Origin of the sequence: Amycolatopsis thermalba, assembly GCF_003385215.1 — a bacterium.
Taxonomy (GTDB): Bacteria; Actinomycetota; Actinomycetes; order Mycobacteriales; family Pseudonocardiaceae; genus Amycolatopsis_E; species Amycolatopsis_E thermalba.
On record NZ_PQHW01000006.1, the window covers coordinates 110,227 to 129,880 of the forward strand.

General features: G+C 72.4%; 20 protein-coding genes. 10 read left to right on the forward strand and 10 right to left on the reverse strand.

Annotation, left to right across the window (positions count from 1 at the left end; all coding sequences use genetic code 11):
• Positions 1-4: 4 nt before the first annotated feature.
• On the reverse strand, positions 5-706 hold the full coding sequence (locus tag D0D15_RS04650) for a CBS domain-containing protein (RefSeq protein WP_094007423.1): 702 nt from the start codon (positions 704-706) through the stop codon (positions 5-7).
• 10 nt (positions 707-716) lie between these two features.
• Positions 717-1,739: a uroporphyrinogen decarboxylase/cobalamine-independent methonine synthase family protein gene (locus D0D15_RS04655; RefSeq protein WP_094007424.1), complete on the reverse strand. Its 1,023-nt coding sequence runs from the start codon at positions 1,737-1,739 to the stop codon at positions 717-719.
• A gap of 179 nt (positions 1,740-1,918) precedes the next feature.
• Between D0D15_RS04655 and D0D15_RS04660 the strand changes: the two genes are divergently transcribed.
• From D0D15_RS04660 to D0D15_RS04675, 6 genes are all read left to right on the forward strand, one after another.
• Complete coding sequence (locus tag D0D15_RS04660) at positions 1,919-2,464, forward strand: LURP-one-related/scramblase family protein (protein WP_094007425.1); 546 nt, start codon at positions 1,919-1,921, stop codon at positions 2,462-2,464.
• 86 nt (positions 2,465-2,550) lie between these two features.
• A complete protein-coding gene (locus tag D0D15_RS04665; protein WP_094007426.1) occupies positions 2,551-3,591 on the forward strand; it encodes an MBL fold metallo-hydrolase in 1,041 nt (346 codons plus the stop codon).
• 26 nt (positions 3,592-3,617) lie between these two features.
• Positions 3,618-4,028, forward strand: coding sequence for a transposase (locus tag D0D15_RS36890; RefSeq protein ID WP_233157410.1), 411 nt, complete (start codon positions 3,618-3,620; stop codon positions 4,026-4,028).
• On the forward strand, positions 4,009-4,557 hold the full coding sequence (locus D0D15_RS36895; protein ID WP_233157411.1) for a transposase: 549 nt from the start codon (positions 4,009-4,011) through the stop codon (positions 4,555-4,557). Before D0D15_RS36890 ends, D0D15_RS36895 begins: the two co-directional genes overlap by 20 nt.
• Positions 4,558-4,864: 307 nt before the next feature.
• Positions 4,865-5,032: a hypothetical protein gene (locus tag D0D15_RS35830; protein ID WP_158224468.1), complete on the forward strand. Its 168-nt coding sequence runs from the start codon at positions 4,865-4,867 to the stop codon at positions 5,030-5,032.
• A complete protein-coding gene (locus D0D15_RS04675; protein WP_162830496.1) occupies positions 5,029-6,045 on the forward strand; it encodes a fatty acid desaturase family protein in 1,017 nt (338 codons plus the stop codon). Before D0D15_RS35830 ends, D0D15_RS04675 begins: the two co-directional genes overlap by 4 nt.
• 3 nt (positions 6,046-6,048) lie before the next feature.
• Here the strand turns inward: D0D15_RS04675 and D0D15_RS04680 are convergent, their stop codons facing one another.
• On the reverse strand, positions 6,049-7,539 hold the full coding sequence (locus D0D15_RS04680; RefSeq protein ID WP_115944260.1) for an acyl-CoA synthetase: 1,491 nt from the start codon (positions 7,537-7,539) through the stop codon (positions 6,049-6,051).
• 49 nt (positions 7,540-7,588) lie between these two features.
• On the opposite strand from D0D15_RS04680, the gene D0D15_RS04685 reads away from it, so the two are divergent.
• Entirely contained in the window at positions 7,589-8,029 is a 441-nt protein-coding gene (locus D0D15_RS04685) for a GNAT family N-acetyltransferase (RefSeq protein ID WP_369806813.1), read from the forward strand.
• A gap of 613 nt (positions 8,030-8,642) precedes the next feature.
• On the opposite strand, the gene D0D15_RS04690 is transcribed toward D0D15_RS04685, so the two are convergent.
• On the reverse strand, positions 8,643-8,972 hold the full coding sequence (locus tag D0D15_RS04690) for an ArsR/SmtB family transcription factor (RefSeq protein ID WP_094007453.1): 330 nt from the start codon (positions 8,970-8,972) through the stop codon (positions 8,643-8,645).
• A gap of 70 nt (positions 8,973-9,042) precedes the next feature.
• On the opposite strand from D0D15_RS04690, the gene D0D15_RS04695 reads away from it, so the two are divergent.
• The gene (locus D0D15_RS04695) at positions 9,043-10,254 is read left to right on the forward strand and encodes an MFS transporter (protein ID WP_233157412.1); all 1,212 of its coding nucleotides are present in this window, start codon (positions 9,043-9,045) and stop codon (positions 10,252-10,254) included.
• Here the strand turns inward: D0D15_RS04695 and D0D15_RS04700 are convergent.
• A complete protein-coding gene (locus D0D15_RS04700) occupies positions 10,203-12,044 on the reverse strand; it encodes an ABC transporter ATP-binding protein (protein ID WP_233157414.1) in 1,842 nt (613 codons plus the stop codon). The genes D0D15_RS04695 and D0D15_RS04700 overlap by 52 nt on opposite strands.
• Before the next feature lie 77 nt (positions 12,045-12,121).
• Entirely contained in the window at positions 12,122-13,855 is a 1,734-nt protein-coding gene (locus D0D15_RS04705; RefSeq protein ID WP_094007430.1) for an ABC transporter ATP-binding protein, read from the reverse strand.
• 76 nt (positions 13,856-13,931) lie between these two features.
• On the opposite strand from D0D15_RS04705, the gene D0D15_RS04710 reads away from it, so the two are divergent.
• The gene (locus D0D15_RS04710) at positions 13,932-14,543 is read left to right on the forward strand and encodes a TetR/AcrR family transcriptional regulator (RefSeq protein WP_115944262.1); all 612 of its coding nucleotides are present in this window, start codon (positions 13,932-13,934) and stop codon (positions 14,541-14,543) included.
• Between the two features lie 68 nt (positions 14,544-14,611).
• Positions 14,612-15,379 (forward strand): ATP-binding protein, encoded by a 768-nt coding sequence (locus D0D15_RS04715; protein WP_094007432.1) that lies wholly within the window; start codon positions 14,612-14,614, stop codon positions 15,377-15,379.
• Between the two features lie 69 nt (positions 15,380-15,448).
• Here the strand turns inward: D0D15_RS04715 and D0D15_RS04720 are convergent, their stop codons facing one another.
• The 4 genes from D0D15_RS04720 to D0D15_RS04735 form a co-directional block, all read right to left on the reverse strand.
• Positions 15,449-15,790 carry an STAS domain-containing protein gene (locus D0D15_RS04720; protein WP_094007433.1) on the reverse strand — a complete coding sequence of 114 codons (342 nt, stop codon included), beginning with the start codon at positions 15,788-15,790 and terminating at the stop codon, positions 15,449-15,451.
• A gap of 107 nt (positions 15,791-15,897) precedes the next feature.
• The gene (mnmA, locus tag D0D15_RS04725) at positions 15,898-16,986 is read right to left on the reverse strand and encodes a tRNA 2-thiouridine(34) synthase MnmA (protein WP_094007434.1); all 1,089 of its coding nucleotides are present in this window, start codon (positions 16,984-16,986) and stop codon (positions 15,898-15,900) included.
• Positions 16,986-18,182 (reverse strand): cysteine desulfurase family protein, encoded by a 1,197-nt coding sequence (locus D0D15_RS04730; RefSeq protein WP_094007435.1) that lies wholly within the window; start codon positions 18,180-18,182, stop codon positions 16,986-16,988. The genes mnmA and D0D15_RS04730 overlap by 1 nt, the downstream gene beginning before the upstream one ends.
• Positions 18,183-18,209: 27 nt before the next feature.
• On the reverse strand, positions 18,210-19,562 hold the full coding sequence (locus tag D0D15_RS04735) for an MFS transporter (RefSeq protein WP_115944263.1): 1,353 nt from the start codon (positions 19,560-19,562) through the stop codon (positions 18,210-18,212).
• Positions 19,563-19,654 lie beyond the last annotated feature (92 nt).

Below are 19,654 nucleotides of genomic sequence, written 5' to 3' on the forward strand. Positions count from 1 at the left end.
CAGCTTAGTCAGCACCCCCGACAGTTTCCGGGCGTTCCTCGTCCAGACCGCGGACCAGGTCACGCAGTTCCAGGAGCGTGATGGCGCCGGCGGGCTCGGTCTCGGCCGCCTCCACCCTGCGTAACCGTTTGGCCGCGAGGCGTTCCCCGAGCGTCGCGTCCAGCGGCAGGAAGGTCATCGCCGCCCGGGTGGCCGCGTCGAGTTCACCCAGCAGCGGGTGGTGGACCGCGACGTCGACGACCCCGTCGGCCTCGTCGACCTGCGCGGCGACCCGGACGTCGGCCAGCGCGACCGACCGCGTCCCGAGGTTCACCGTCACGCCGGTCGGATCGGGCACCGGCGGCACCGAGTCGTGGTACTCCCAGATGGCGTCCTCGGGCGGCGCCGCGGCCTTCCACGCGTCGGTGAACGGCCGCAGCGCGGGGTCCTCCTGGCCGCTCACCACGAGGGCGTAGATGGCCCGCTGGCCTCGTTCGAGTGACACGTGCAGGTTCGGGTGCAGCTCGGCGACCGCGGCGGCCAGCTCGCCCTCGACGCGCTGCGGCTCGCGGTCGCCCAGCGCCGCGCTGATCTCCAGCAGCATCTCCGCCCAGCGGCGCCAGAACCGCTCCGCGGCCGCCACCGGATCGTCCGGCACCGCCTGCTCGGGCCACGCCGTGCGCGGGTCGGGCAGGTCGTCCTCGCGGCGTCGTCGAAACCATCGCATCGCCGAAGTCCTACCAGCCTTCCGGTGGCTCCACGAACGCTTTGCCCAGATCCGTGGTCAGCTTCAGCGCGCGGCGCGTCCAGTCGGCGCTCGCCCCGGCGAAGCCGCAGGTCGGCGTCGGGACCGCGCGGTCGGCCAGGGTCGAGCGGGCGAACCCGAGCCGGTCGGCCAGCGCCAGCGCGGGCTGCGCCAGCTCCCGCAGCGACGGCCGCCGCGCGGGCTCCAGCGCCGGCACCAGGCCCAGGAACAACACGGTCCCGCTGTCCCACGCCTCGCCGAGTTCGTCGAGCAGGGTCGCGGGCGCCCCGGCCAGCAACGTCGCGTCGATCGCCAGTGCGCCCGCACCGGCCGCGTGCAGCAGGCCGGCCGGCGGCCGCGCGGCGCAGCAGTGCACGACGACCGGCTGCCCGGTCAGCTCACCGGCCCGTTCGATCACGCGGCTCAGCAGTTCGCGCGCCTCCGGCTCGGGCACGGCCGGGACGTTGCCGTAGCCCGACGGCGTGGGCAGGGCGCCCGCCAGCACGTCCGGCAGCGTCGGCTCGTCGAACTGGACCACGACCTCGGCGCCGGTGCGGGCCTTCAGTTCCCCGACGTGCGCGGCCAGCCCCTCCAGCGCCGATTCGGTGAACTCCCGCACCGCGCCCCGGTCGGTGAGCACGCGGTGGCCGCGCGGCAGCTCGATCCCGGCGGCCAGCGTCCACGGCCCGGCCAGCTGCGTCTTGATGAGCGGGGCGCCACCCGTTTCGGTGACCGCGTCGAGGTCCCAGCGCAGCAGGTCGACCGCCCGCCGGTGGTCGCGCCCCGGCCGGGCGGCGACCCGGTAGCCGCTGGGCACGACCTCGATCGCGAGGTCGACCAGCATCGCGGCGGTCCGCCCGATCAGGTCCGCGCCGACGCCGCGGGCCGGCAGCTCCGGCAGATGCGGGAAGTCGGGCAGCTCGCCGAAGACGACCGAGGCCGCCTCCGCCGGGTCGGTACCGGGCATCGATCCCACCGCGGTGGCCGCACCGGGTGGCCAGACGTGTTCGCTCACACCCCGATTCTCCTCCACGGCCGCCCGGCCACCCGCGCCCCGGCCCCGACGGCCGGGAAATGGCACCGGCGGCGATTGGCGAAAAGGGGCCGCAATCGGAAATCCGGTCAACCGGACATATCCGCGTAATTCACCGGTCGTCTCCCGTTCTTGATTTTCGCTGGCTAACCTTGACCGGCATGACGAGCGGTTCGCGGCAGGTGGGCGGCGGCACCCTGTTCACCGAGCCCTTCCTGGTGGTCAGCCACCGTGCCGGCGCGGCCGAATCCGGCGTGCGGGACCAGTACGGACAGCCGCTGGGAACCGTCACGGAAGCCGAGAACGGCACGTTCCGGAAAGTGCTGCGGATGATCACCGGATCGGCCCGGTTCCGCCCGAACTGTTTCGCGGTGCGCGACTCCGGCGGAAGTGTCGTGCTGAAAGTGCGGGTGCACGACTCACGCTTTCTGGTGACCCGCGCCGACGGGACGCCGATCGGCGAGATCGCCCCCGACGGGCCGCACCGGTTCGCCCTGTCGGCCCACGGACGGCCGGTCGGCGCGCTGGAGAACCGGCCCCCGCGCGACTTCCGCATCACCGGCTCCGCGGGCAGCGAGGTGGCGCGGGCGGCCGAGGAGCCCGGCCGCGGCTACGTCGTCGAGGTGTTCGCGCAGCTCACGGACCCGCTGGCGAGCCTGGTGATCGCCGCCGCGCTGACCGTGGAGACCGCGCTGCGGCCAGGGTGACGTGGGTCTCAACCGCGGCAGGTGGACATTCCACCCGGGAAGTTCCAAAGTGAAATATCCCGGGTCGGAAAGGACGATGAGGTCTCGTGGAACCAATTCCCGAAGGCAGCGCCGAGTGGAGCGAGCCCGGCCTGTACACCGTGGCGCCGGGCGTGCACCGGATCCCGTTGCCGCTGCCGAACGACGGGCTGCGGGCCGTCAACGTCTACGCCCTCACCGAGGCCGACGACCTGGTGCTCATCGACTCCGGCTGGGCGCTGGCGGAGGCGCGCGAGCAGCTGGCCGCGGCGCTCAAGGGGCTGGGCGCCGAACTCGGTGACGTGAGCCAGTTCCTGGTCACCCACGTGCACCGCGACCACTACACGCAGGCGGTCGCGCTGCGGCGCGAGTTCGGCGGGCGGATCGCGCTGGGCTCGCTGGAGGAGCCGTCGTTGCGCATGACGGCGGATCCGGACGTGGTGCCGCTCATCGGCCAGATCTCCGCGCTACGGGCGTGCGGCGCCGATCCGGTGGCCGACGAGCTGGTGCGGGTGTTCGAGATCCACGGCCGCAACACGGAGGCCTCGATCTGGGAGCTGCCCGACGAGTGGCTGACGCCGGGCCGGCGGACCGTGCTGCCGAGCCGCTCGCTGGACGTCGTGCACACGCCGGGGCACACCGCCGGGCACGTGGTGTTCGACGACGGCGCGGCCGGGCTGATGTTCACCGGCGACCACGTGCTGCCGCACATCACGCCGTCGATCGGGTTCCAGCCCGCGGTGGCGGAGATGCCGCTGCGGGACTTCCTGGACTCGCTGCGCCTGGTGCGCGGCATGCCGGACCGGCGGATGCTGCCGGCGCACGGCCCGGTGACCGACAGCGTGCACGCCCGCGTCGACGAGCTGCTGGACCACCACGCCCAGCGGCTGGACGTCATCGCGACGACCATTGTGGACGGTGCGCGGACGGCGTACGAGTCGGCGCTGCGGCTGGGCTGGACGCGGCGGCAGCGCAAGCTGGGCGAGCTGGACGTGTTCAACCAGATGCTCGCCGTCCTGGAGACCGCCGCGCACCTCGACCTGCTCGTGCACCAGGGCAAGCTGATGCTCCTGGTCGAGGACGGGGTGCGCCGCTACTCGGTGGCCTAGGGCGTGTCTGAGAAAAGTTGGGGCTGGTGGCTGGGACGCTGCTGGGCGTTTCGCGGTTTCAGTTGCTCTCGGATCCTCAGTGGGCGTTGATCGATCTGCTTCCGGTTCGTACCGGTAAGCGTGGCCGGCCGTTCTGTGATGCCCGGGCGATGGTTGAGGGGATCATGTATCGGTATCGGTGCGGGATCGCGTGGCGGGACGTGCCTGCGGTGTTCGGTCCGTGGCCGACGATCTGGACCTGGCATCGCCGGGCCGGTGGCGGCACCTGGGACGCTGTGCTGCAGCGCCGGCTCGCCGCTGCCGACGCCGCGGGGCAGATCGGCTGGGCGGTCTCGGTGGATTCCACGATCGCCCGGGCACATCAGCACGCCACCACCCTCACCCGCTTCGCAGGGGGCTGGGTCGGATTACACGGATTTGCTGACCGAGCCGCCTGATCACGCGATCGGCCGGTCCCGCGGTGGCTGGAGCACGAAAGAACATCACCTCGTCGACGGCAACGGCCGGCCGCTGGTGGTGTCGACCGGGCCCGGTCAAACCGGGGACGCACCGATGTTTCCACACCTGATGCGGCACTTGCGGGTCGCTCGGCCCGGTCGCGGCGATCAGGCCTACTCCTCCAGGGCGATCCGCGGACATCTGCGTGCCCGCGGCATCGTCGCGGTGATCCCCGGAGCTGCCGATCAGGCCGGGCACCGCACACGCCGCGGATCCCGCGGCGGCCGCCCACCGGCTTTCGACTCGACGGACCACCGCGGGCGCAACGTCGTCGAACGCCGCTTCACCCTGCTCAAACAATGGCGCGGCCTGACCACTCGCTACGACGAGCTCGCCATCGTCTCTCGCAGCGCGGTCGTCCTCCACACCCTCATCACCTGGACCAAAGGTGGCGGATTGGCCGGTGCCGAGGTTGTGCCGGATCGCGGTGGTCGTCGTTGGCCATTGTCGGTCCTGGGCCGGGCGTAGGCTCATTCGTCGAGCAGGGATGTGGTGCACTCCTCCCGATCAGACACATCCTGCGAGCGGGTCCCGGCCGGGTGGCGCGGCGCTGGAGCGCGACTTCGCGTAGGCTGGGTGACAGCGGGCGGGTTCGGTCGCCGTCGACACCGGGTGCGGAGGAGCACCGGAACGGCGAACCTGATGCGATGCTCATGCTCGCCCCCCGCTGAGACCTACTCCACCAGCCGCGCCGTTCCGACGAACCGCCGGCCGGTCGTTCTTCCACCCGTGGCTGCCGCGCCGAACGGCGCCGGCCACCCGCCAAGGAGCTTCCATGATCCACACCTCTCGTCACACCCGTACCTCCGTCACGGTCGAGCCCGTCCTGTTCAGCCACCCCCTGGTCGAGGAGACCAGCCACGTGGCGGGCGAACTGGACGCGGCAGCCGCGCGGCAGGTCCGGTTCACCGCGCCGTCGTCGACGCCGGCCAGGCGCCGGTGACCGCGGCCACAGCTCCCACGACCGGCAGCGACTACGCCGCCCTGTCGCGGGAGATCCGTGCCGCCGGCCTGCTGCGGCGCCGCTACGCCTACTACGCCCGCCGGATCACGGCCACGCTCGTCGTCTTCGCCGGTGCCTGGACGGCGTTCGCCTTCCTCGGCGACAGCTGGTGGCAGTTGCTGATCGCCGCGCTGCTCGCCGTGGTGTCGGCGCAGCTGGCGTTCCTCGGGCACGACGCCGGGCACAAGCAGATCTTCCGGACGCGCCGTCCCAACGACACGCTCGGCACCCTGCACGGCGGCCTGATCGGCATGAGCTACCAGTCGTGGATCTCCGGGCACAACCGGCACCACGCCAACCCCAACCACGAGGACCACGACCCGGACCTGGACATCCCGGCGCTGGCGTTCACCCGCGGCCAGGCGAGCCTCAAGACCGGCTTCCTCCGCTGGATGGCCAAGCACCAGGCGGTGCTGTTCTTCCCGCTGCTCATGCTGGAGGGGCTGAACCTGCACGCCTCCGGCATCCGCGCGGTCTGGCGGGGCGAGACCAAGGCCCGGCGCCTGGAAGGCGCGCTGCTGGTGGCCCACACCGTGGGCTACCTCGCCGCCGTGTTCCTCGTCCTGTCACCCGGCCTCGCCGTGCTGTTCGTCGTGGTGCACCAGGCGCTCTGGGGTGTCTACATGGGATGCTCGTTCGCCCCCAACCACAAGGGGATGCCCACGATGACCGGCGAGTCGGCCGACTTCCTCCGCAAGCAGGTGCTGACCTCGCGCAACGTCCGCGGCGGCTGGTTCACCGACTTCCTCCTCGGCGGGCTGAACTACCAGATCGAGCACCACCTGTTCCCCAGCATGCCGCGTCCGCACCTGCGCCACGCACAGCCCATCGTGCAGCGGTTCTGCGCCGCGCACGGGATCTCCTACAGCCAGACCGGCCTGGTGCAGTCCTACCGCGAGGTGCTGCGGCACCTGCACGAAATGGGCGCACCGCTGCGGGCCCGCACGGCGTGACGGTCAGGAGAAGCGGTCCCGCAGCTCGCGCTTGAGGATCTTGCCCGAGGCGTTGCGCGGCAGGTCCGGCACGAAGCGGACCGCCTTCGGGACCTTGAACGCGGACAACCGCTCGCGGACGTGGGCGATCAGCGCCTCCGGTGAGACGTCCTCCTTGGACACCACCACGGCGGTGATCGCCTCGATCCACTTCTCGTCCGGGACGCCGATCACCGCGGCTTCGGCGACCGCGGGGTGGGTGTAGAGCGCGTCCTCCACCTCGCGGGAGGCCACCAGCACGCCACCGGTGTTGATGACGTCCTTGATGCGGTCGACGACGTAGATGTAGCCCTGTTCGTCGATCCGCACCAGATCACCGGAGTGGAACCAGCCGTCCCGGAAGGCGTCCTCCGTTTCCTCGGGCTTGTCCCAGTACCCCTCGCACAGCTGGGGGCTGCGGTAGACGCATTCGCCGGACTCGCCGGGTGCCACGTCGTTGCCCTCGGCGTCGACCACGCGCAGCTCGACGAACAGCACCGGGCGCCCGGCCGAATCGGGGCGCTCGGCGTGGTCCTCGGGGCGCAGGATGGTCGCCAGCGGGCCGATCTCCGACTGCCCGAAGCAGTTGTAGAAACCCAGTTCCGGCATGGCCTGGCGGAGCCGGTCGAGCACCGGGCCGGGCATGATCGACGCGCCGTAGTACGCCTTGCGCAGCGCGCTGAGGTCCCGCGAACCGAAGTCCGGGTGGTTGGCCAGCGCGACCCACAGCGTGGGCGCGGCGAAGAACGCGCCGTGCCGGTCCTCGGCCAGGCGGCGCAGGATGTCGGTCGGGTCCGGGGTCTCCAGCAGCGTGTTCGTCGCGCCGACGGCCAGCCACGGCACGAGGAACACGTGCATCTGCGCGGAGTGGTAGAGCGGCATGACGTGCAGCGGGTCGTCGTCCGCGGTGAGGTCGAGGCCGGTGATGCACGACAGGTACTCGTGGACCAGCGCGCGGTGGGTCATCATCGCGCCCTTGGGGCGGGAGGTCGTGCCGGAGGTGTAGAGCAGCTGGGCGAGGTCGCCGTCGCCGACCTCGACGTCCAGCTCGGGCACCTCGCCGGAGAGCGCGACGAGCGAGCCGTCCGCGTCGCGCAGGGGCACGACCCGGTCGAGCGCGGGCAGGTTGCCGGCGAGGGCGGGGTCGGCGAGCGCGACCCGGCTGCCGGACTGTTCGACCAGGTAGGCCAGCTCGTCGCCGGTGAGGTTGTAGTTGATCGGCACGTGCACGAGCCCGGCGCGGGCGCACGCGAGGAAGCCGATGAGGTAGGCGTCGGAGTTCTTGCCGTAGGCGGCGACCCGGTCGCCCTTGACGAGCCCGAGGCCGAGCAGGTGCGCGGCGGCCCGGGTGACGGCGGCGTCCAGGTCGGCGTAGGTCCACTGCCTGCCGGCGAACTTCAGCGCGACGCGGGCTGGCCAGCGGGCCGCGCTGCGGCGGAGGATGTCCGCGACGGTGCTGGAGCGGAGCGTGGTCAAGGGGACTCCTCCTTCGGCGCCGGTGCCATACTCGACGGTCGTGAGTGAGATCCACATTAGACGTGCTCGGCGCGCGGATGTCGAGGAGATCGTGGCGATGCTGGCCGACGACCACCTCGGCGCGCGGCGCGAGCAGCCCGGCGATCCGGGGTACCTGCGGGCGTTCGAGGCCATCGCGGCGGACCCGAACCAGCTGCTGGCGGTGGCGGAGCGGGACGGCGCCCTGGTCGGGACCTTGCAGCTCACGTTCATCCCGGGCCTGTCCCGCCGCGGCGCGACGCGGGCGCTGGTGGAGGCGGTGCGGGTGCGGGGCGACCAGCGGGGCAACGGTCTCGGGGCGACGCTGATGGAGTTCGCGGTCGAGGAGGCCCGGCGGCGCGGGTGCGCGATGGTGCAGCTCACCTCGGACGCCTCGCGGGTGAACGCGCACCGCTTCTACGAGCGGCTCGGGTTCGAGGCCAGCCACGTGGGGTTCAAGCTGATGCTCTGACACGGGGCCCGGTGGGTCACGCGGCGGCCGGTGGTTCCAGCCGCTGCCGCATGCCCCCGGCCGCCTTCGCGGCGGTGGTTTAGCCAGGCGCGGTTGCCCCCGGCCGCGGCAGCGGAGCGCGCGCCCACCGGCGGGCTCCGCCAGGCGGCGTCACGCGGCGGCAGGTGGCTCCAGTCATTGCGGCACGCGCCCACTGGCGGCTTCCGCCGCGGCAGCCCAACCGGGCACGGTCGCCCCGCGCGGCAGAGTGGCGCACACACCGGCTGCCTCCGCGGCGGCAGCCCACCAGGCGAGGTCACGCGGGCCCGGGTGGCTCCAGCGCTGCGGCACGCGCCTCACCGGCCGCCCTCGTCCCGGTGGTTTAGCCAGGCGCGGTTGCCCACGACCGCGGCAACAACGCGGGCGCGCCTACCAATCGCCTCCGTCGCGGCAGTCCACCGTGCGTGGTCACGCGGCGGCCGGGCGGCTCCAGCCGCTTCGGCACACGCCACCGACCGCCTCCACAGCTCTCCAGCCGGGCGGGGTCACACGGCGGCCGGTGGCTCCCACCTCCAGCACCAGAACGGCGCGCGCTCGTCGGCCTCCTCCGCCACAGCCCTCCAGCCGGGCGCAGTCACGCGGCGGCCGGTGGCTCCCAGTTCCGCACCAGGTCCAGCAGTCCCGGGAACCGCGCCTCCAGGTCGGTCACCCGCACCTCGCTGCGCCGCTCCAGTCCGAACTGCCGCTGCGTCGTCACGCCGGCCTCGCGCAGCAGCTTGAAGTGGTGGCTCAGCGTCGACTTCGGGCGGTCGATCCCGAACCACCCGCAGGAACGCGGCACGCCCGGCGACTCCAGCAACAGCTTCCGCACCATCCCCAGCCGCAGCGGCTCGCTCAGCGCGGAGAGCACCGTTTCCAGGCGGATCTCCTCGCGGGCCGGCTGCGGCAGCGTCTCCTCGGTCACAATCCCGATCATAGCTCTCAGTTCGGCTATCTTCGAACAAGTACGAGAAAAGTCGAACTAGGAGCAGCACGTGATCCCGCAACGCGCCGTCTGGCTCGCCGCCTGGCCGGTCCTCGCCGTGTTCGTCCTGTCCAACGCCCCGACCCCGCTCTACGTGCTCTGGCAACGCGAACTCGGCTTCTCCGCCGGCGTCCTGACCGTCGTCTTCGCCTGCTACATCGCGGGCCTGCTCGGCGCGCTCCTGGTCGCGGGCGTGGTCTCGGACCGGATCGGGCGCAAACCCGTTCTCCTCCCGGCGCTCGCGCTGGGCATCGTCGCCTGCGTCCTCTTCGCCACCGCCACCTCGGTGCTCGCCCTGGCGATCGCGCGGTTCCTCGCCGGGCTCGCCGTCGGCGCCGCGGTCTCCGCCGGCATGGCCGCGGTCAACGACGTCGCCCCGGGCCGCGGCAAGACCGCGGCGCTGGCGTCCTCGACCGCGATGGTCCTCGGCGCGGGCCTCGGGCCGCTGCTGGCCGGCGTCGCGTCGGAAACCCTGCCCGGGCCGACGGTCACGATCTTCCTCGCCGAGATCGTCCTGCTCGCCTCGGCCGCGGTCGTCGTCGCGCGGCTGCCGCTGCCCCGCCCGCGCAGCGCCACCCGCGCCTGGATCCGGATCCCGGACGTCCACCCGGACGGCCGCGGCGCCGTCCTGCGCGGCATCGCCGTGTTCGCACCCGGCATCACGGCGACCTCGTTCGTGCTGTCCCTCGGCCCGTCCGTGCTGACCGAACTGCTGGGCAGCACCGACCGGATCGTCGCCGGAGCGCTCGCGTTCGTCATGTTCCTCGGCGCGACGGGCATCCAGTTCGCCGTGCGCGGGCTGCCCGCCCGGACCATCCTGATCGCCGGCGCCGCCTCGACCACGGCGAGCATGGCCGCCCTGATCGCCGCGCTGCCGACCTCGTCGCTCGCGCTGCTGGCGGCCGCCGCGGTGCTCGCCGGAACCGGTCAGGGCATGGGCCAGTTCGGCGGCCTCACGCTGGTCAACGCGAGCGTCCCGGCCAACCGGCTCGCCGAGGCCACCGCGGCGCAGAACGTCGGCGGCTACGTGCCCGCCGCGGTCCTCCCGCTCGCCGCGGGGTTCCTCAGCGACGCCACCGGCCTGGCCACCGGCGCCACCGCATTCGGTGCCGTCGTGATCGCCGCCGCGGTGGCGGGCGGCCTCGTCGCCGGGCGAGGCCGCCCCTCCCGTCAGGAAGCGGCTTCCACCGGGCTGCGGAACTGCGCCGAGTACAGCCGGTAGTAGGCCCCGCCCGCGGCGAGCAGCGCCTCGTGCGTGCCCTGCTCCACGATCCGCCCCGACTCCATCACCAGGATGAGGTCGGCGTCGCGGATCGTGGACAGGCGGTGCGCGATCACGAACGAGGTGCGGTCGGTCCGCAGCGCCGCCATCGCCTGCTGCAGCAACGCCTCGGTGCGGGTGTCGACCGAGCTGGTGGCCTCGTCGAGGATCAGCAGCGACGGATCGGCGAGGAACGCCCGCGCGATCGTCACCAGCTGCTTCTCCCCCGCGCTGAGGTTGGTGCCCTCGTCGTCGATCACCGTGTCGTAGCCGTCGGGCAGGCTGCGCACGAACCGGTCGACGAACGTGGCCCGCGCGGCGGCCTCGACCTCCTCGGCGGTCGCCGACGGCCTGCCGTAGGCGATGTTGTCCCGGATGGTGCCGTTGAACAGCCAGGTGTCCTGCAGCACCATCCCGGTCTGGCCGCGCAGCTCGTCGCGGGTCATCTCGGTGATGTCCACGCCGTCGAGGGTGATCCGCCCGGCGTCCAGCTCGTAGAACCGCATGATCAGGTTCACCAGCGTGGTCTTGCCCGCCCCGGTCGGCCCGACGATCGCCACCGTCTGCCCCGGCTCGGCCACCAGCGACAGGTCCTCGATCAGCCGCCGCTCCGGGTCGTAGGAGAAGCCGACGTGCTCGAACTCCACCCGGCCCCGGCGCTGCTCCGGCAGCTTCGGCGACGCGGTGTCCGGCTCCTGCTCCGCCGCGTCCAGCAGCTCGAAGACCCGCTCGGCCGAGGCGACCCCGGACTGCAGCAGGTTCGCCATCGACGCGGCCTGCGTCAACGGCTGCGTGAACTGGCGCGAGTACTGCAGGAACGCCTGCACGTCGCCGAGCGTCATCGTGCCCGTGGCGACGCGCAGACCACCGACGACGGCCAGCACCACGTAGCTGAGGTTCGACAGGAACATCATCGCCGGCATGATGATCCCGGAGATGAACTGCGCGCCCATCCCGGCGCGGTAGAGGTCGTCGTTGCGGCGCCCGAACTCCCGCTCGACCTCGCGGCGGCGGCCGAACACCGTCACCAGCTCGTGCCCGCTGAACGCCTCCTCGATGTGCGCGTTGAGCGCGCCGGTGTGCTTCCACTGCGCCACGAACAGCTTCTGCGAGCGCTTCCCGATCGCCCTGGTCAGCACGATCGAGGCCGGGACCACCAGCAACGCGATCACCGCCAGCAGCGGCGACACCACGAACATCATCACCAGCACGCCGATCAGCGACAGCAGCGACGTGAGCAGCTGGCTCAGGGTCTGTTGCAGCGTCAGGGCGATGTTGTCGATGTCGTTGGTGACGCGGGACAGCAGCTCCCCGCGCGGCTGCCCGTCGAAGTACCGCAACGGCAGCCGGTGCAGCTTCGCCTCGACGTCCTCACGCAGCCGGTACACCACGCGCTGCACAGCCCCGTTGAGCAGGTACCCCTGCAGCCACCCGAAGACCGACGCGGCCACGTACAGCACCAGCACCCACGCCAGCACCCGGCCGAGCGCGGTGAAGTCGATGCCCGCGCCCGGCACCACGTCCATCCGGGCGAGCATGTCGGCGAGGTTGGTGTTGCCCTCCGCCCGCGCCGCCGCGACGGCCTGCTCGGTGGTGGTGCCCTCGGGCAGGCGGCTGGAGATGAACCCGCCGAAGATGATGTCCGTGGCGTGGCCCAGGATCTTCGGCCCCACCACGGTGAACGCGACGCTCGCGACCCCGAGGACGACCACGAACGCGAGCGTGAGCCGTTCCGGGCGCAACCGGCCCATCAGCCGCCGGGCGGCGTCGCCGAAGCTCTTCGGCTTCTGCACGGGCCCGGCTGGCGCGCCGGGGAAACCTGGTCTGGTCACGCCGCTTCCTCCGCGGTGAGCTGGGACTGCACGATTTCGAGGTAGGTGGGGCAGTCGCGCACCAGCTCGGCGTGCGTGCCGAGACCGGCGACCTCCCCGTTCTCCAGCACGACGATCTGGTCGGCGTCGACGATCGTGGAAACCCGTTGCGCCACCACGAGAACCGCGGCGTCGGCGGTGTGCGGGGCCAGCGCCGCGCGCAGCCGGGCGTCGGTCGCCAGGTCCAGCGCCGAGAACGAGTCGTCGAACAGGTAGACCTCCGGCTTGCGCACCAGTGCCCGCGCGATCGCGAGCCGCTGCCGCTGGCCGCCGGAGACGTTCGTGCCGCCCTGCGCGATCGGCGCGTCCAGGCCGCCGGGCATCTCCGACACGAACTCCCGCGCCTGCGCGATCTCCAGCGCCTGCCACAGTTCTTCGTCGGTGGCGTCCGGTTTGCCGTAGCGCAGGTTGCTCGCCACGGTGCCGGTGAACAGGTACGGCCGCTGCGGCACCAGCCCGATGCGGCCCCACAGCACGTCCGGGTCGAGTTCCCGGACGTCGACGCCGTCGACCAGCACCCGCCCCGCCGTGGCGTCGAAGAGCCGCGGCACCAGCGACAGCAGCGTGGTCTTGCCGGCGCCGGTGCTGCCGATGATCGCGGTGGTCTTCCCGGCCTCCGCGCGGAACGCGATGTCCCGCAGCACCGGGGCGTCCGCGCCCGGGTACCGGAACTCCACCCCCTGGAACTCGACGGCGCCGTGCTCGGTCACCTCCCGCACCGGCCGCAGCGGCGGCCGCACCGACGAGTCGGTGTCCAGCACCTCCGCGATGCGCTCGGCGCACACGGACGCGCGCGGGATCATCGTCGCGATGAAGGTCGCCATGGTGACCGACATCAGGATCTGGATCAGGTAGTTCAGGAACGCCGTCAGGGCACCGATCTGCATCTCCCCGCTCGCCACGCGGTGCGCGCCGAACCACAGCACGGCGACGCTGGAGGCGTTCATCACCAGCATGACCGTGGGGAAGATCAGCGCCTGCAGGCGGCCGACGCGCAGCGCGGTGACGGTCAGCTCGTCGTTGGCGACGGCGAAGCGCCGCACCTCGTCGCGCTCGCGCACGAACGCCCGCACCACGCGGATGCCGGACAGCTGTTCCCGAAGCACGCGGTTGACCTGGTCGATGCGCGTCTGCATGAGCCGGAACTGCGGCACCATGCGCGACACGATGAGCCCGATCGCGGCGAGCAGCACCGGGATCGCGACCAGCAGCAGCCAGGACAACCCCACGTCCTGTTCGAGCGCGAGCACGATGCCGCCGACGCACATGATCGGCGCCATGATCAGGATCGTGCAGCCCATCACCACGATCATCTGCACCTGCTGCACGTCGTTGGTGGTGCGGGTGATCAGCGAGGGCGCCCCGAACTGCGCCACTTCGCGCGCGGAGAAGCCGCCCACGCGGTGGAAGACGGCGGCCCGCACGTCGCGCCCGAAGCCGGCCGCGCTGCGCGCCCCGAAGTACACCGCGCCGATGGCGCAGGCGATCTGCAGCAGCGTCACGGCCAGCATCCAGCCGCCGGTGGAGAAGATGTAGCCGGTGTCCCCCGTGGCCACGCCGCGATCGATGATGTCGGCGTTGAGGCTCGGCAGGTAGAGCGAAGCGATGGTGCCCACGAGCTGCAGCACCACCACCGCGGCGAGCGCTCGCCAGTACGGACGCAGGAATGTCCGCAATATCCGGTTGAGCACGATTCCCCCTAGGAAACGAATGGTATTCACTGAGTAGACTACCGCCGTAAGAAACGCAACGTATTTTGGAGAACCGGTGCCGGAGCCGAAGTCGAGGCGCCACGGGGCGGAACTGGAGTCCGCGATCCTGGACGCGGCCTGGGCCGAACTCGTCGAGGTCGGCTACGCCAAACTCACCATGGAGGGCGTCGCGGCCCGCGCGGGCACCAGCAAGCCGGTCATCTACCGGCGCTGGCCCGGGCGTCCCGAACTGGTCCTCGCGGCCTGGCGCCGTCGCGCGCCGGACGGCGGCGACCTGCCCGACACCGGCGCGCTCGGGTCGGACCTGCTGGCGCTGTTGCATCGGTTCGTGCATCGATTCCAGGACACCCCGCGCGACGTTCTCGCCGGACTGATGAGCGAAACGTGCCGCGATCCCGAAGTGTTCGCCTTGCTGCTCAAGCAGATCGCCGCCACCAGGCAGTGGCCCGCCGTCGAGACCGTCGTGCGGAAAGCCGTGGAGCGCGGGGAGATCCCGCCCGTGCGGATCACGCCGCGCGTCGCGCGCGTCCCCCTCGACCTCATCCGCGCCGAGGCCATCTTCCACCACCGGGAAATCGACGAGAAAACGATTACCGAGATCGTCGACGACGTTCTTCTGCCCCTGTTGCGGGGATTGGCGCACACGGAATCGCCCGGGGAGGAATGACCGGCCCTCCGGCGGGGTATCAATCCGCTGACACGATCGACGAGAAGTGTGGAGGCGGTGTCGGAAGTATGAGCACCGCTGGACGGGTCCTCATCCGGCAACGGGACGTCGCCGGGTGCACGGTCGTCGACCTCACCGGGCGGCTGAACACCCACAGCTACGGGGAACTCCGGGACAGCCTGATCAAGCTGACGCTGGACCAGCCGCGGGCGCTGATCGCGCAGGTCGACGACCTGGACGTGACCACCGAGCCCGCGCTGACCGTGTTTTCGGCGGTCCGGATGCGCACCGACCAGTGGCCCGCCGTGCCGGTGCTGCTCGTCGCGAACGATCCGCACCGGCACCGGTTGCTCTCCGGCAGCGCCATCCGCCGCTTCGTCCCCGTCTACCCACGCCTCGAGGCGGCGATCGAGGCGGTGGCCGAACCGCCGCTGCGGCGACGGCGGGCGGCCGTGTTCCTCCCGCTCCCGAGCAGTTCGCACGGCGCCCGGCTGTTCGTCCAGGAGACCTGTCGCAAGTGGAACGTCCGGCACCGGCTGGAGGACGCGCTCGGGGTGACCACCGAACTGGTCGAGAACGCGATCACGCACGCGGGCACCGCGCTGGAGGTGCGGCTGGAGCTGCGCAGCGGCTACCTGACCATCGCCGTCCGCGACGAGGACCCGCGCCCGGCCGTCCTGCGGCAGCGGCCCAGCGGCCGGCTCCAGGGCTACGGCCTGCAGGTCATCTCGGCGCTGTCCCGGACCTGGGGCTGCTCCCCGGCGCGGGACGGCGGCAAGATCGTCTGGGCCGTGCTCAGTGTCGGCCCCCGGCGCCTCGCCCCGTTCCCGACGTGACTTCCGGCAGCACGCAACCGCCGCGGGGAGTGACCGGGCGGCCGCGCCCTGTTCCCGCCGGTCAGCGGATCACGAACCCAGCGCCTCGCACACCGTTTCGTAGCGGGGCAGGACCGCGGTCACGCCGGTGAGGCCGAGGACGCGGGCGGGCTGACTGCTCCGCGGAGCGACCACCCGCAGCTCCCGGTCCCGCACGTCGAGCATCGCCTGCACCCCGGCGGCGCTGAGGAACGCGACCCGGGTCAGGTCGAGCACGACCGGGCCGGGTCGCCCGGCGAGCGCCTCGGCGAGCCGGGGCGCGGTGCAGAGGTCGATCTCGCCGCTCGCGCGCACCACGCACGCCCCGGAGCGGTACTCGACGGCGAGGTCCAGCAGCCGCTCGGTGAGCGGGGTGCGCGGCACGTCGGACACCAGGTTCGCCCCCTCGGCAACGTGGTCGTGTCTCCGGCCGGAACCGGACCACGATGCTAGCGCCGCGCGGCTAAACCGCACAGCCACCGAGTTCACCAGATCGGGCGTTACCCGTCGGTTGCCGCGATCTTCGCGCTGCCCAGCACGACGTCGCCCGCGGCGTCCGGCCGGTAGAGCACGACGACCTGCCCGGGGGCGACGCCGGTGAGGGGTTCGCGCAGCTGGATCCGCACCTGGTCGCCGTCGACCTCGGCGACGGCCTCGCCGAGACCGCCGTGCGCGCGGACCTGGACCACGCACTCCGTCGGGCCGTCCAGCGGCCGCCCCGGCCAGACCGGGCGGTCGGCGCGGATCTCGCGGACGGTCAGCGCGTCCGCCGAGCCGACCTTGACCGTGCCGGACACCGGCTCCAGCGCCAGCACGTAGCGCGGCTTGCCGTCCAGCACCGAGCGGTCGATGCCCAGGCCCTTGCGCTGGCCGATGGTGAAGCCGTGCACGCCGGTGTGGCGGCCGAGGACCGCCCCGGTCTCGGCGTCCACCAGGTCACCCGGCCGCTGGCCGAGGCGCTTCTCCAGGAACTTCTTGGTGTCGCCGTCCGGGATGAAACAGATGTCGTGGCTGTCCGGCTTGCGCGCCACGGCGAGCCCGCGGCGTTCGGCCTCCGCGCGGATGTCCGGCTTGCGGGTGTCGCCGACCGGGAACATCGAGTGCCGCAGCTGCTCGGGCGTCAGCGAGGCCAGCACGTAGGACTGGTCCTTGTCCGGGTCCACCGCGCGGCGCAGCTCCGGCACACCGTCCACAACGGACAGCCGGGCGTAGTGGCCGGTGGCGACGGCGTCGAACCCGAGCGCGATCGCCTTCTCCAGCAGGGCCTCGAACTTGATCTTCTCGTTGCACGTGACGCACGGGTTGGGCGTGCGGCCGGCGGCGTACTCGCCGACGAAGGTCTCGATGACCTCCTCGGTGAACCGCTCGGCGAAGTCCCAGACGTAGAACGGGATGCCGAGGATGTCCGCGGCGCGGCGCGCGTCGTGCGAGTCCTCGATCGTGCAGCACCCGCGCGACCCGGTGCGCAGCGTGCCGGGCTTGGCCGACAGCGCCAGGTGCACGCCGACCACGTCGTGCCCGGCCTCCACCGCGCGGGCCGCCGCCACGGCCGAGTCCACTCCCCCGCTCATCGCGGCCAGTACCCGCATCACACCTCCTGCTTGTTCTTGCGCAGCCCGGACAGCCCGGCCTGCCGCGCCCGCGCGACCACGGCGCCGATCTCCCGCGCCACCGCCTCGACATCGTCCGGTGTGGACGTGTGCCCGAGCGAGAACCGCAGCGAACCGCGGGCCGACGCGGCGTCGGCGCCCATCGCCAGCAGCACGTGGCTGGGCTGCGCGACACCCGCGGTGCACGCCGAGCCGGTCGAGCACTCGATGCCCTTGGCGTCCAGCAGCATCAGCAGGCTGTCGCCCGCGCAGCCGGGGAACGTGAAGTGCGCGATGCCGGGCAGCCTGCCCTCGCCGCCGGGCATGCCGTTGAGGATCACGTCGGGCACCTCGCGCCGGACCGCCTCGATCAGCGCGTCCCGCAGGCCGCCGACCCGCTCGGCGTAGCGCGGCTGCTCGCGCACCGCCTCCTCGACGGCCGTGGCGAACGCGCGGATGGCCGGCACGTCGAGCGTGCCGGAGCGGACGTCGCGTTCCTGGCCACCGCCGTGCAGCAGCGGCACGCATTCGGTGTCGCGCGAGAGCAGGAGCGCGCCGACGCCGTACGGGCCGCCGAGCTTGTGCCCGGTGAGGGTCAGCGCGGCCACGCCGCTGTCGGCGAAGTGGACCGGGACCGCGCCGACGGCCTGCACGGCGTCGGTGTGCAGCGGGATGTCGTGCTCGGCGCAGATCTCGGCCAGCTCCGGCATCGGGTTGACCGTGCCGACCTCGTTGTTCGCCCACATGACGGTGACCAGCGCCACGTCGTCCGGGTCGGCCTCGATGGCCTTGCGCAGCGTCTCCGGCAGCACGCGGCCGTGCTCGTCCACGTCCAGCCAGGTCACCTCGGCCTGCGCGTGGTCGGCCAGCCACTGCACCGCGTCGAGCACGGCGTGGTGCTCGACTGCGCTCGCCAGGACGCGGCGGCGGGCCGGGTCGGTGCCGTGGCGTGCCCAGAAGATGCCCTTCACCGCAAGGTTGTCACTCTCCGTGCCACCCGCGGTGAAGATGACCTCGGACGGACGAGCGCCCAGCGCCTCGCCGATGACCTCCCGCGCCTCCTCGACGGCCCGCCGCGCCCGGCGGCCGGAGGAATGCAGCGAGCTGGCGTTGCCCACCGTGGACAGCGCCTCGCTCATCGCCGCAATGGCGGACGGCGACATCGGGGTGGTCGCCGCGTGGTCGAGATAGGTCATCGCACTACCAGGGTAGACCGTGCGGTATCACCCGCGCGTGGGCCACCGGCGGGTGATGACGACGCCCACCACGGCGAGCGCGGCGAGGGTGAGCGCGAGCACACCCAGGGCCGGAGCGGGCTCGCGAGCCGAGGCGAGCAGGCCGAGCAGGACCCCGCCGAAGCCCACGGTCAGCGCCGAGGTGACCCAGTCGCCGAGCTGCATCGCGGAGGTGTTGAACCCGCGCTCGTGCTCGGGCGAGAAGCGCAGCAACAGCAGCGAGATCGACGGGTAGGCGACGCCCATGCCGGCCCCGCCGATCAGGCACGCGACGAACGCGAGCCAGCCGGGGAACCACGGCTGCGCGACGAACCCGAACAGCAGCACGCTGACGGCGACCATGGCGAACCCGGCGCGCAGCAGCTTCTCGCGGGACCAGTCCGGGTGACGGCCCTGCACGGCCGAGGCCGCCGACCAGGTGAGCGCGGTGGCGGTCAGCGGGAGCCCGGCCAGCGCCGGGCTGTAGCCGTGGACGGTGGCCATGGCCAGCGGCAGGTAGGCCTCCATCCCGGCGAAGGCGCCGCCGAGCAGGGCGCGGGAGGCGACCACGGTGGGCAGGCCGGGCCGCGCGGTGACCGTGCCGGGCGGGACGAGGCGGCGGACCGCCAGGGCGAGCGCGAGGAGCCCGGCGGCGCCGTAGCCGAGCGCGGCCGGGCTGGGGTGCTGGGCGGCCCAGGTCAGCGCGGCGACCCCGACGGCGGCGGCGAGGGCGACGACGATCCCGGCCCGGCGCTGCCGTTCGCCGGCGACGTGGGTGAGCCGGCGGGCGACCGGGATCAGCATGAGGAGACCGACCACGGCCAGCGGCGCGAGGCCGAGGAACACCCAGCGCCAGCCGAGGTGCTCGGTGACCAGGCCGGCGACGGTCGGCCCGATCACGGCGGGCAGCACCCAGGCGGCGGCGTTGGCCGCGTACATCATCGGCCGTTCGCGGTCGGTGTAGACGAGCGCGATCAGCAGTGAGACGGCGACCAGGACGGTGCCCGAGCCCAGCCCCTGGAGGACCCGGCCGACGAGCCGGAGCGCCATGTCGGTGGCGGTCCCGGCGACGATCAGGCCGGCGAGGAAGAGGGCGGGCCCGGCGAGCATCGGCAGCGCCGGGCCGCGGCGGTCGCAGAACCGCCCGGACAGCACGGTCGCGACGACGCTGGCCACGAGGAACGCGGTGAACGGCCACGAGTAGAGACGCTGCCCGTCCAGGTCGGCGACCATGGTGGGCATCGCGGTGGCGACGCCCATGTTCTCGAACGCGATCAGGGTGACGACCAGCAGGCTGGCCACGGTGGTCGTCCGGTGCTCGGCCGTCCACAACACACCACGCGACCGGGCTTCGACGATCATGGCGCCAGCCTGACACCTCCAGCACGGTGGAGGTCAAGAAGGCCACAAAACCGCCACCCGGCAACGCAAGCCCCTACCCCCCGCACCACTCC

What these genes read in the sequence shown, in the direction of transcription:
- D0D15_RS04715 (WP_094007432.1), top strand. Translation starts at nt 14,612, where the DNA reads ATGAGCACCGCTGGACGGGTCCTCATCCGGCAACGGGACGTCGCCGGG.
- D0D15_RS04730 (WP_094007435.1), bottom strand. Translation starts at nt 18,182, where the DNA reads ATGACCTATCTCGACCACGCGGCGACCACCCCGATGTCGCCGTCCGCC.
- D0D15_RS04700 (WP_233157414.1), bottom strand. Translation starts at nt 12,044, where the DNA reads ATGGGCCGGTTGCGCCCGGAACGGCTCACGCTCGCGTTCGTGGTCGTC.
- D0D15_RS04735 (WP_115944263.1), bottom strand. Translation starts at nt 19,562, where the DNA reads ATGATCGTCGAAGCCCGGTCGCGTGGTGTGTTGTGGACGGCCGAGCAC.
- D0D15_RS04650 (WP_094007423.1), bottom strand. Translation starts at nt 706, where the DNA reads ATGCGATGGTTTCGACGACGCCGCGAGGACGACCTGCCCGACCCGCGC.
- D0D15_RS35830 (WP_158224468.1), top strand. Translation starts at nt 4,865, where the DNA reads ATGATCCACACCTCTCGTCACACCCGTACCTCCGTCACGGTCGAGCCC.
- mnmA (WP_094007434.1), bottom strand. Translation starts at nt 16,986, where the DNA reads ATGCGGGTACTGGCCGCGATGAGCGGGGGAGTGGACTCGGCCGTGGCG.
- D0D15_RS04660 (WP_094007425.1), top strand. Translation starts at nt 1,919, where the DNA reads ATGACGAGCGGTTCGCGGCAGGTGGGCGGCGGCACCCTGTTCACCGAG.